The sequence below is a fragment of the Herminiimonas sp. GW821-FHT09C12 genome (assembly GCF_059416385.1).
In genome coordinates, this window is the sequence record NZ_JBWKPC010000001.1 from 1,505,425 (window position 1) to 1,517,609 (window position 12,185).

At 52.1% G+C, this 12,185-nt stretch carries 10 protein-coding genes; 9 read left to right on the plus strand and 1 reads right to left on the minus strand.

Annotated features, from left to right (window positions below; all coding sequences use genetic code 11):
* Position 1: 1 nt before the first annotated feature.
* On the minus strand, positions 2-1,525 hold the full coding sequence (gene ilvA, locus AC07N2_RS07210) for a threonine ammonia-lyase, biosynthetic (protein ID WP_494777627.1): 1,524 nt from the start codon (positions 1,523-1,525) through the stop codon (positions 2-4).
* Positions 1,526-1,703: 178 nt separating this feature from the next.
* Between ilvA and AC07N2_RS07215 the strand changes: the two genes are divergently transcribed.
* From AC07N2_RS07215 to AC07N2_RS07255, 9 genes are all read left to right on the plus strand, one after another.
* On the plus strand, positions 1,704-2,192 hold the full coding sequence (locus AC07N2_RS07215; protein WP_494777628.1) for a YqaA family protein: 489 nt from the start codon (positions 1,704-1,706) through the stop codon (positions 2,190-2,192).
* A gap of 144 nt (positions 2,193-2,336) precedes the next feature.
* Positions 2,337-6,335 (plus strand): DUF3683 domain-containing protein, encoded by a 3,999-nt coding sequence (locus AC07N2_RS07220; protein ID WP_494777629.1) that lies wholly within the window; start codon positions 2,337-2,339, stop codon positions 6,333-6,335.
* Between the two features lie 2 nt (positions 6,336-6,337).
* Positions 6,338-6,766: an HIT family protein gene (locus AC07N2_RS07225; protein ID WP_494777630.1), complete on the plus strand. Its 429-nt coding sequence runs from the start codon at positions 6,338-6,340 to the stop codon at positions 6,764-6,766.
* Between the two features lie 83 nt (positions 6,767-6,849).
* Positions 6,850-7,287 (plus strand): gamma-butyrobetaine hydroxylase family protein, encoded by a 438-nt coding sequence (locus AC07N2_RS07230; protein ID WP_076593289.1) that lies wholly within the window; start codon positions 6,850-6,852, stop codon positions 7,285-7,287.
* 110 nt (positions 7,288-7,397) lie between these two features.
* Positions 7,398-8,132, plus strand: coding sequence for a bifunctional demethylmenaquinone methyltransferase/2-methoxy-6-polyprenyl-1,4-benzoquinol methylase UbiE (ubiE, locus tag AC07N2_RS07235; protein ID WP_494777631.1), 735 nt, complete (start codon positions 7,398-7,400; stop codon positions 8,130-8,132).
* A 12-nt stretch (positions 8,133-8,144) separates the two neighbouring features.
* Positions 8,145-9,086, plus strand: coding sequence for a Tim44 domain-containing protein (locus AC07N2_RS07240; protein WP_494777632.1), 942 nt, complete (start codon positions 8,145-8,147; stop codon positions 9,084-9,086).
* Between the two features lie 146 nt (positions 9,087-9,232).
* A complete protein-coding gene (locus AC07N2_RS07245) occupies positions 9,233-9,823 on the plus strand; it encodes a ubiquinone biosynthesis accessory factor UbiJ (protein ID WP_494777633.1) in 591 nt (196 codons plus the stop codon).
* On the plus strand, positions 9,820-11,382 hold the full coding sequence (gene ubiB, locus AC07N2_RS07250) for a ubiquinone biosynthesis regulatory protein kinase UbiB (RefSeq protein WP_494777634.1): 1,563 nt from the start codon (positions 9,820-9,822) through the stop codon (positions 11,380-11,382). Before AC07N2_RS07245 ends, ubiB begins: the two co-directional genes overlap by 4 nt.
* Positions 11,383-11,559: 177 nt before the next feature.
* The gene (locus AC07N2_RS07255) at positions 11,560-12,003 is read left to right on the plus strand and encodes a hypothetical protein (RefSeq protein WP_494777635.1); all 444 of its coding nucleotides are present in this window, start codon (positions 11,560-11,562) and stop codon (positions 12,001-12,003) included.
* The last annotated feature ends 182 nt before the right edge of the window (positions 12,004-12,185 follow it).

Consider the following 12,185-nt stretch of genomic DNA (forward strand, 5'->3'; position numbering starts at 1 on the left):
TTTACAAAAACAATTTATATGCAGGGTTGTCGCTTTCATCCCAATGGCGATAACCCAATCCCGCGAGCGAGGCGCGGAAGGCTTTCATTTCCTTCTTAGGCACTTGCAAGCCGACTAGAATACGACCCACGTCGCTACCTTGATTGCGGTAGTGGAACAGACTGATATTCCAGTTTGGCGCGACACTATCGAGGAAGCGCATCAAGGCGCCCGGACGTTCCGGGAATTCAAAGCGATATAGCAATTCATCTTGCGTCAGATCGCTCTTGCCACCGACTAGATGACGGATGTGGCCTTTAGCCAGTTCGTCATGAGTTAGATCGAGAGTCTTGAAGCCATTTTTCTCGAAATGTTTTGCGATCTTGCCAGCTTCGTCGCGATCGGCGATTTGCATGCCGACAAAGATATGCGCCTGATTGGCGTCGCTGATGCGGTAATTGAATTCAGTCACATTGCGCGGACCGACCAACTCGCAAAAACGCTTGAAGCTGCCACGCTCTTCCGGGATGGTGACGGCAAACACGCCTTCGCGCGCTGCGCCTATATCGGCCATTTCAGCCACGAAGCGCAGGCGATCGAAGTTCATATTCGCGCCGCTGGCGATGGTGATTAGTGTTTCATTTTTCAGCGGTTTTTTATTGGTGCGTGCGCGTTCTATATAGGCTTTTGCACCTGCTACCGCCAATGCGCCGGAAGGCTCCAGAATGCTGCGCGTATCCTGGAACACATCCTTGATAGCGGTGCAGACTTCATCGGTGTTCACCACGATGATTTCGTCCACATACTGTTTCGCCAGACGGAAAGTTTCTTCGCCTACCAATTTGACGGCGGTGCCGTCTGCGAACAAACCGACATCCTGCATAGTCACGCGGCGACCAGCGTGCAGGCTGCGTGCCATTGCATCCGAGTCCGAGGTTTGTACACCGATGATTTTGATTTCCGGACGCACTGCCTTGACGTAAGCGGCGACACCGGCGATCAGGCCGCCACCACCGATAGGAACGAAAATCGCGTGGATAGGACCGGCGTGTTGACGCAGGATTTCCATGCCTATGGTGCCTTGCCCTGCGATGACATCCGGATCGTCGAATGGATGGACGAAGGTCAGCTTGAGTTTTTTCTCCAGCGTCAACGCATGCTGGTAAGCATCTGAATAAGAGTCGCCGAACAGCACGACTTCGCCGCCGCGCGCTTTGACCGCTTCAACCTTGACCGATGGCGTGGTGGTCGGCATGACGATCACTGCACGGCAGCCGAGTTTGGTGGCGGAGAGCGCCACGCCTTGTGCATGATTGCCGGCAGATGCGCAAATCACGCCGCGCTTCATTTGCGCTGGCGGCAGGTTTGCCATCTTGTTGTATGCGCCGCGCAGCTTGAAGCTAAACACGCTTTGAATATCTTCGCGCTTGAAATAAATCTGATTGCCCACGCGCTGCGACAGCGTTGGTGCCAGCTCGAGTGGCGATTCCACGGCGACATCATAGACGCGCGCGGTTAAAATTTTCTTCAGATAGTCGGTAGTCATAAGTGTCAATATCAGGGGCGCGCGTGAAAACAGGGTTTGTGTTCATGCAGCGCAGCACATCATTATAATGGACGCCCTTTGTTGCGCAGTATTACCTTTGGCTCGCCGGTTGGCGTGCTTAATCCGATTCTCTTCTGCAGATGAGCCCTAGCTTTGAAGAAATTTACCCGACACAAACATGATTGACGCCGCCGTACAGTGGTTGCTGGTGACGCTGGCTGCGCCGCAGGTTGGGCTGTTTTCCGTATTTGTAATCAGTTTCGTCTCCGCGACCTTGTTGCCGCTGGGTTCCGAGCCGGCCGTTTTTGCGGTCGTCAAGGCCAATGCCGATCTGTTCTGGCCGGCACTGCTGGTGGCGACTGCGGGTAATACCTTGGGCGGTGTCGTCAATTACTGGATGGGTTTAGGCGCCAAACAAGTTTTTGCCAAGGAAAGGCAAACGCGCTGGTTTGGCTGGTTAGAGCGTTTTGGCGCAAAAACCATGCTGTTGGCCTGGTTGCCGGGTATAGGTGATCCGCTGTGTTTATTGGGCGGCTGGCTGAAACTCCCGTTCTGGCCATGCGTCTTGTACATGGCTATAGGTAAATTCCTGCGCTACCTGACGATGACCTGGATACTTCTTTATATCCCTGATGGGTTTTGGCGATATCTGGGGAATTTGTTTTAAGACCCGGCCTATCGTCTTCCTTCGCTCTGAAAATCCTGTCTAAAAAGTATCTTTTTCGCTTTTGTGGCATCTACGGTGAGCAGGCATGTTGCACCGCAATCAGCTAAAATGCTTATTTAGCGTTAATTCAAAATTGACCCACTGATGAACGCCCCAGTACATATCCAGACTCTTTTGGCCGATGGCCCCGGCGGTGCTGTTCCTACCCGCTTGCGTGAAATTCCCTATAACTACACCTCGTTTTCCGATCGCGAAATTGTCATTCGCCTGCTAGGCGAAGAGGCTTGGGCCTTGCTCGATGAGCTGCGCGGTGCCAGACAAACCGGCCGTTCCGCACGGATGTTGTATGAAGTTCTGGGCGATATCTGGGTCGTACAGCGCAATCCATACCTGCAAGATGATCTGCTGGATAATCCCAAGCGCCGTCAGGCATTGATTGATGCTTTGCATCATCGCTTGGTCGAAGTTGAAAAACGTCGCATTACCGATTTGACCGTAGCCAGCGATGAAAATGCATCCCGTCGCGGTGCAGCCGTCGAAGCGCTGTTGCAATCCGCACGCAAGGCAGTGACTGCCTTTGGCGAAGAATTCCGTCGTACCTATGATTTGCGCAAACGCACAAACAAGGTCTTGGGGCGCTATACCGAAAAAGACAATATCAAGTTTGATGGCTTATCGCGCGTCTCGCACGTGACCGATGCCACTGACTGGCGCGTCGAATATCCGTTCGTTGTACTGACGCCGGATAGCGAAGATGAAATGGCCGGCTTGGTCAAAGGTTGTATCGAACTCGGTCTGACCATCATTCCACGCGGCGGCGGTACCGGTTACACCGGTGGCGCAGTGCCACTGACGCCTATGTCGGCCGTCATTAATACAGAAAAACTCGAAGCCTTGGGCGCGGTCGAAATGACCATGCTGCCTGGCGTCGACCGCGAATACGCGACGATTTATTCAGGCGCAGGCGTGGTAACCAAGCGTGTTTCAGACGCTGCAGAAAAAGCCGGTTTCGTATTTGCAGTTGATCCAACTTCGGCTGAAGCGTCCTGTATAGGCGGCAATATCGCCATGAATGCAGGCGGCAAGAAAGCCGTGTTGTGGGGCACCGCGCTCGACAATCTGGCGAGCTGGAGGATGGTTGATCCGAACGGCGACTGGCTGGAAGTCACGCGCCTGGAGCACAACCTCGGCAAGATTCACGATGCGCCATTAGCAAAGTTCAAGCTGGAATGGACACATCCGAGCGAGAAGGGCAAAGTCAACCAACCCTTCAAAACAGAAACGCTGGAAATCGTCGGCCGCACCTTCCGCAAGGAAGGTTTGGGCAAGGACGTTACCGATAAATTCCTGTCCGGTTTGCCGGGCGTGCAAAAAGAAGGCTGCGATGGTTTGATCACATCGGCGCGCTGGATTTTGCACAAGATGCCTAAGCACACGCGCACAGTTTGTCTGGAGTTCTTCGGTCATTCGCGCGATGCGATTCCATCCATCGTCGAGATCAAGGATTACCTCGATGCTGAAACCAAAAAGGGCGGCGCGATTCTGGCTGGTCTTGAGCATCTGGATGAGCGCTATTTGCGCGCAGTCGGTTACGCCACCAAATCCAAACGCGGCATCTTGCCGAAGATGGCTTTGTTCGGCGATATCGTCGGCGATGATGAAAACGCAGTAGCGCAAGCAGCATCCGAAGTCGTACGCCTTGCCAATACACGCGTAGGCGAAGGCTTTGTTGCCGTCAGCCCGGAAGCGCGCAAGAAATTCTGGTTGGATCGCGCACGCACAGCCGCCATCTCCAAACATACCAACGCTTTCAAAATCAATGAAGACGTGGTGATTCCACTCGACCGTATGGGCGAGTATTCGGACGGTATTGAACGCATCAACGTCGAACTGTCGATCCGGAACAAGTTGCAATTGCTGGACGAATTGCACGCTTTCTTTACCAAAGGTAATCTGCCGCTGGGCAAGGGCGACGATGCAGATGGCGACGATATCCCGGCAGCAGAATTGCTGGAAGACCGCGTACATCAGGCTGATGAATTGATCGCGGCTACACAGGCGCGTTGGTCATACATGTTGGCTAATCTCGACAAGTCTTTGCGTGATGCAAAGGATGAAGTGGTCGTGCTTGGCTTGGAAAAACTGGCACCTGCATTTGAAGAGCGTTTGATTGCACAACCGAATGCCACACTGTTCGATGTGATTCAGGATCGCACCGTACGCGTGTCCTGGAAAACAGAAGTGCGTTTGCCTTTGCGCCAGATTTTCAGCGGTGCGGCGTTCCGTCTGATTCTGGAAGAAGCAACAGCTATCCACAAACGTGTATTGCGTGGTCGCGTATTTGTCGCGCTGCACATGCATGCGGGCGATGGTAATGTGCACACCAATATTCCGGTCAATTCCGATCACTATCAAATGCTGCAGGATGCGCATGCCGCTGTGGCACGCATCATGAAATTGGCGCGTTCGCTGAATGGTGTCATTTCCGGCGAACACGGTATTGGCATTACCAAGCTTGAATTCCTGACGACTGAAGAGTTGGCTGATTTCCGCTCGTACAAAAAACGTATCGATCCGGACGGCCACTTCAATAAAGGCAAGTTGATGGACATGTCGGAGCTGAGCGCAGATTTGCGCAATGCCTACACGCCATCGTTCGGCTTGATGGGACATGAATCGCTGATCATGCAACAAAGCGATATCGGTGCGATTGCCAATAGCGTCAAGGATTGCTTGCGTTGCGGCAAATGCAAACCAGTATGTGCAACACATGTGCCGCGCGCGAACTTGCTGTACTCGCCACGTAACAAGATTCTTGCTACTTCTTTGCTGGTAGAAGCGTTCCTGTACGAAGAGCAGACGCGTCGCGGCATCTCGATCAAGCATTGGGAAGAATTCGAAGACGTTGCTGATCACTGCACGGTTTGTCATAAGTGTTTGACGCCTTGTCCAGTCGATATCGACTTCGGCGATGTGTCGATGAATATGCGCAATCTGCTGCGCAAGATGAACAAGAAGTCCTTCAATCCCGGCACGGCTGCATCGATGTTCTTCCTGAACGCAACCGATCCTGCGACCATCAATGCGACGCGTCAGGTCATGATAGGTTGGGGCTACAAGGCACAGCGTTTCGGTCATGATATCTTGAAGAAGTGGGCGAAGAAGCAGACCTCTGCGCCGCGTGCCACAGTCGGTAAACCACCGATCAAGGAACAGGTCATCCACTTCATCAACAAGAAAATGCCGGGTAATCTGCCGAAGAAAACCGCGCGTGCCTTGCTGGATATTGAAGACGATAAAGTCGTACCTATCATCCGCGATCCCAAGACTACGACGATGGATACCGAAGCCGTGTTTTATTTCCCGGGTTGCGGTTCCGAACGTCTGTTCTCGCAAGTTGGCTTGGCAACGCAAGCGATGTTGTGGAATGTCGGCGTACAAACCGTCTTGCCGCCGGGTTATCTGTGCTGTGGTTATCCGCAACGTGGTTCCGGTAATTACGAGAAGGCTGAAAAGATCATCACCGATAATCGCGTGCTGTTCCATCGCATGGCGAACACGCTGAATTATCTGGATATCAAAACCGTCATCGTCTCCTGCGGCACTTGCTACGATCAGTTGCAAGGCTACGAATTCGAGAAGATATTCCCGGGTTGCCGCATTATCGATATTCACGAATATTTGATGGAAAAAGGCGTGAAGCTGGAAGGCGTGAACGGCGTGCGCTACATGTATCACGATCCTTGCCACAGCCCGATGAAGTTGCAGGATCCGTTAAAAACGGTGAACAGCTTGATCACGACCGTCGATGCGCAAAAAATCGAAAAGAACGATAGATGCTGCGGCGAGTCCGGCACTTTAGCAGTGACGCGTCCTGATATCTCGACACAGGTGCGCTTCCGCAAGGAAGAGGAGATGACCAAAGGTGCGGATAAATTGCGCGCTGACGGCTTTACTGGCGACGTCAAGATACTGACTTCCTGCCCATCTTGCCTGCAAGGTTTGTCACGCTACAACGATGACTCCGAAACGACTGCCGATTACATCGTGGTTGAGATGGCCAAGCATTTGCTCGGACCGAACTGGTTGCCTGACTATGTCGCGCGTGCCAATAACGGTGGCATCGAACGCGTGCTGGTGTAACGATGGCGACTTGCGAATTATGTGATGAAAGTGGTGGGGAAATTCTCTTCCGCAATGAGCAACTGCGTATCGTCTTGATTGCAGATGCGAATTACCCCGGCTTTTGTCGCGTGATCTGGAATGCGCACGTCAAGGAAATGACCGACCTCAAACCGGAAGAACGCTCCGTTTTGATGAAGACGGTATGTCAGGTCGAGTCAGCATTGCGGGAAGTGATGCAGCCAGAGAAAATCAACTTGGCAGCACTTGGCAATATGGTGCCGCATCTGCACTGGCACCTGATTCCACGTTTTACCGACGATGCGCATTATCCCAATCCTGTTTGGGCAGCAGCGCAGCGCCAGACTGCGGACGATATATTGGCAGAACGTCGCGCCTTGCTACCAGCATTGCGAGAGGCAGTAGTACGATACGTTTCGTGCACCGCCTGATAGTGCCTGATAAAAATACGCGCAAGCAATAATTCCATTACGCAGGCAGTCGCCTGTGCCTTATCCCTGAACGAGAGACGATCATGGCTGGTTCCAAACAAACACCTCCTGCACCACAACCTACCGGTTTGACAGTGCGCAAGCAATCGCGCGTACTGGAAATCGAGTTCGACGACGGTGCAGCATTCTCACTGCCGTTTGAATTGCTGCGCGTATGGTCGCCATCGGCCGAAGTGCGCGGTCACGGCCCAGGGCAGGAAACACTGCAAACCGGCCAGCGCAATGTCGAAATTACGGCAGTCGAACCGGTTGGCAATTACGCGATCAAGCCGTCTTTCTCGGACGGTCACGATACTGGCATCTTTTCGTGGGAGTATTTGCACCACCTCGGCACCGATAAAGATGCACTGTGGGAAGACTATCTGCGTCGTCTGGAAGCAGCAGGCTTCACGCGCGAAAGCGGACGCGATGCACCCATGAGCAAAGAAGTTGTTAGTGGCTCAGGTTGCGGAAGTCATTGATTTCATTTGTTACACGAGCAAATCCGTGATCGAATTTGCTTGTGCTATTGGCAAGTAAAATAATTTTTTAACGTTTTCTTCACATCTTTGTATAATGTAATTGGCTCGCTATGACAAATTCCACACATTTCGGTTATCAAACCGTCGCTGAAGAAGAGAAAGTCCACAAGGTCGCGGAAGTGTTTCACTCCGTCGCGGCCAAATATGACGTGATGAACGACTTCATGTCGGCGGGTCTGCATCGTGTCTGGAAAACATTCACGATCGCACAGGCTGGTGTGCGCCCCGGTTTCAAAGTGCTTGATATTGCCGGTGGCACGGGTGACTTGGCCAAGGCGTTTGCGCGCCAGGCTGGTACGACCGGTGAAGTTTGGTTGACTGATATTAATGAGTCGATGTTGCGCGTCGGGCGCGATCGGCTGTTGAATAAAGGCTTGATTACCCCAACATCCTTGTGTGATGCGGAGAAATTGCCTTTCCCCGACAACTATTTTGATCGCGTCAGTGTCGCTTTTGGTTTGCGCAATATGACGCATAAGGATGTGGCGCTGGCAGAAATGCGGCGTGTCTTGAAGCCTGGCGGCAAGTTGCTGGTGCTGGAGTTCTCGAAGGTATGGGAACCGTTGAAGAAGCCGTATGACGTGTATTCGTTTTCAGTGTTGCCGTGGTTGGGCAAGCGTATTGCAGGTGATGCCGAGAGTTATCGGTATCTGGCTGAATCCATCCGTATGCATCCGGACCAGGAAACGCTGAAAAAAATGATGCAGGATGCTGGGCTTGAAAGAGTCGAGTATTTTAATTTGACAGCCGGCGTGGCCGCATTGCACACCGGTATTAAACTCTAGGAGACGAGCATTATGAAAAAATTACTTTTGGCAGTCGCAGTGATGGTCAGTTCGATGACCTTCATCGCTGTGGAAGCAGAAGCCAAGCGTATGGGCGGCGGCGGTTCCTTCGGTAAGCAATCGCAAAGCTTCCAACGTCCGGCTCCGGCGCAATCGTCGTCAGCTGCGGCTTCCAAGCCAGCGGCAGCACCTGCTGCGGCTGGTGCAGGTGCGGCTGCTGCAGCCAAACCTAGCATGATGCGTAACATCCTCGGCGGTGCATTGCTCGGCTTGGGCCTGGGCGCACTGTTGTCGCATCTGGGTATCGGCGGCGCATTGGCTGGCATGATCAGCACCATTTTGATGGTTGCTCTGTTCGCTTTCGCTGCGATGTTCATCTATCGCATGATCAAGAACAAGAACGCTGGCAATCAAGCTGGTGGCCTGCAACCTTCGTTCCCGAACAATTTCTCGGCAAAGAGCAATACGCCTGAAATCGGTTCACGTATCGATCAGTCCTACGGTCAACCTTCGGCTCTGCAATCGGCAGCGCCTTTGGCATCCGGTTCGTCGTTCGGTTCGGCAAATGATGCTGGCAATGAATTGCCTCCTGACTTTGACGTGCAAGCGTTTGTCCGCAATGCAAAAACCTATTTCATCCGCCTGCAAGCGGCGTGGGACAAAGCTGATATCAACGATATCCGCGAATTCACCACACCAGAAATGTTTGCAGAAATGAAATTGCAATTGCAAGAACGTGGCGCAACACCAAACGTTACTGACGTTGTTTCGCTCGAAGGCGAATTCTACGGTGTAGAAACCGTAGGCAACGATTACATCGCCAGCATCAAGTTCACCGGTCTGATCAAGGAATCGGAAAGCTCGCCTACAGAGCCATTCACCGAAGCCTGGAACTTGTCCAAGCCAGTCAATGGCAACGGCGGTTGGGTTCTGGCTGGTATTCAGCAACTGTAAGCAATAACTGTAATTCAGTCGTACTCACGCCCAGCGCGTGCTGATTATCTGAGTTGGAGCAATATAGATAGTTAGCGCCGCCGGGCAGCAAACTGCTAAACTTGAAGCCGCCTGTGAATGGTCACCGGCGGCTTTGTTTTTTTACGATGACTTCTTTTTCTCCTGCCAATATTTTCCCTACGGCTATCAACCATCTGCTTGCGCAGGAAGCGTGGGCGCGCGCCAAACTGATGCCGCATGCAGGCAAGATCGCCGTGCTGGATGGTGGCGTGCTGGCCATGCGTTTGAAAGTGACGAGCGATGGCATGCTGGAAGCGGCGACGGCGGATGAAGTGCCTACCGTGACGATACGCATGCAATTATCCGATCTGCCGCTCATCATGCAGAATCGTGAACGCGCGTTCTCGTATGTGAAAGTGGAAGGCGATGCCGACTTTGCCAATACGATTTCGCAATTGAGCCAATCGCTGCGTTGGGAAGCAGAAGACGATTTGAGCAAGGTAGTCGGCGATATCGCAGCGACCAGAATTGTGGCTGGAGCGCATTCTGCATTGAACACGGCCAAATCGCTGCACCAGTCCGTTAGCGAAAACGTAGCCGAATATTTTCTGGAAGAAAATCCCATGTTGATCCGCCCGCAAGCCGTGTCCGACTTTACCGGCGAGGTAACCAAACTACGTGACGATGTAGCGCGCTTGGCCAAGCGGATAGAAAAGCTGAAGGGTCGTACGCAATGATCTTGAAATTCCTCCGCGTTATTAAAATCCTGCGTGTCGCGATTCGCTACGGGCTGGATGAAATTGCGATGTCCGGTTTGGCGATTCCGCGTACCGCCAAGTTGTTGAATCAAATCATGTTCTGGCGCGATCTGTCTGCGCCGCGTGGCGTCCGTTTGCGCATGGCGCTGGAAGACCTCGGCCCGATTTTCGTCAAGTTCGGTCAAGTGTTATCGACACGCCGCGATCTGATGCCTATTGATATCGCTGACGAACTGGCGCGCCTGCAAGATCGCGTGCCACCGTTCTCGTCCGAACTGGCGATTGCGCAAATCATCAAATCGCTGGGCGCGCATCCCGATGTACTGTTTGCTCAATTCGATCCTGAGCCGGTGGCATCAGCGTCAATTGCGCAAGTCCATTTTGGTCGTTTGAAAAATGGCAGAGATGTCGCGATCAAGGTGCTGCGTCCTGGTATCAAGAAGTCTATCGATGATGATGTCGCCTTGATGCACATCGTGGCAGGATTGGTTGAGCGGATGTGGGCAGATGGCAAGCGTCTGAAGCCGAAAGAAGTGGTCGCCGAGTTCGATAAATATCTGCATGACGAACTGGACCTGATGCGTGAAGCCGCAAACGGTAGTCAGTTACGCCGCAATTTTGCCGAATCTAAGCTACTCGTGGTGCCGGAAATGTTCTGGGACTATTGCTCGACCTCCGTCATCGTGATGGAGCGCATGATAGGCATCCCGATTTCGCAAACGGATCGTTTGGTCGCAGCCGGTGTCGATCTGAAAAAATTGTCGCGTGATGGCGTGGAGATTTTCTTCACACAGGTATTCCGCGATGGTTTCTTCCATGCTGATATGCATCCGGGGAATATTCAGGTATCGATAGCGCCGGAAACCTTTGGTAGCTATATCGCACTGGATTTCGGCATTGTTGGTACGCTGAATGATTTCGACAAGGATTACCTGTCGCAAAATTTCCTCGCTTTTTTCCGTCGTGATTACAAGCGCGTTGCGGAAGCGCATATCGAATCTGGTTGGGCACCGAAAGAAACGCGCGTCGATGAGTTGGAATCTGCAGTGCGTGCATGCTGCGAACCTATCTTCGACAGACCGTTGAGTGAGATTTCATTTGGCCAAGTCTTGCTGCGTCTGTTCCAGACTTCGCGTCGCTTCAATGTCGAAGTGCAACCGCAATTGGTTCTACTGCAAAAAACATTGCTGAACGTGGAGGGGCTGGGGCGTCAGCTCGATCCAGAACTGGATTTGTGGAAGACCGCCAAGCCGTATCTGGAAAACTGGATGAATGAGCAAGTCGGCTGGCGCGGTCTGTGGGAAAACCTGAAGGCGGAAGCGCCACGCTACAGCAAGTTGTTGCCGCAACTTCCTAGACTTGCACACCAAGCCTTGACGCAAATTTCACAGCCGCAGCAAGACAATACTGAATTGATGAGGCGCTTACTGGAAGAGCAGAAACGTACCAATTTGTTACTAGGCGTTGCTGTCTACTTTGGCGGCGGTTTGATTGCCGGTGGCATATTGACTCTGGTGTTTTTCTCTTTTTCTGGGTGATGATAGGGCACACGATCATCAGTTAGTTATTGTTAGCGGTAAGCTGGTTTTGTCACTATAGTGATATGGCTGTTTTTGTTGAGCACACTTTGTTTCGTGCCAAGTTCCATCAGGTTTCTATCGGATTGGACTGATAAGTGATGTACCTGTTTTAGATCATTCACACGTGAGCTAACTATGCATCTCAAGTCTTTTCTTTTATGGCCATTTGTTGTCGGCTCTATATTTCTGTTTGGTTGCTCTTCATTTTCTGGGCAATCAAAAGCGCGAGAGGCCTTGCTTGGCTGCTGGTATGGAGAAGATCTTCAAGTCAACCTTGAGCGCCGTGTGGGCTGGCTGATAGAACGGAAACAAGATGGAACGTTCACGGTCGAGTTCCGTTCACTGGGCGAGCGGCATTTGCCGATTCAGACCGAAGAGGGGTACTGGTCGGTCACAGGTAATACGTACACCACTATCACGGCCACAGTTGCCGGTGACAAGGTGGATACATCCAATCCTCAGTACACAGATGTGTACGAAATCAAATCGAAAAAGGGTGGCGAGATGAGCTATTACCATCCTGGTACGAAGCAGACTTTTACAGCGAAAAAAGTTACCTGCGACTACAAAGCGCCCTAATTTTTCACCGAGTATGGGCGTCTTTTCGGGGCGCTATTTGTCCAATGTTATGACGGGTTAAGAGGCATCTGGGGAGTGGCATGTCAGACCTCTTAATTTTTCGATAAGAGATAATTTTTGGGTGGTTCTTTAAATATTTGTATTTGCTCCGTTCTAATACAAATTCAACGCTCTATTTTTTG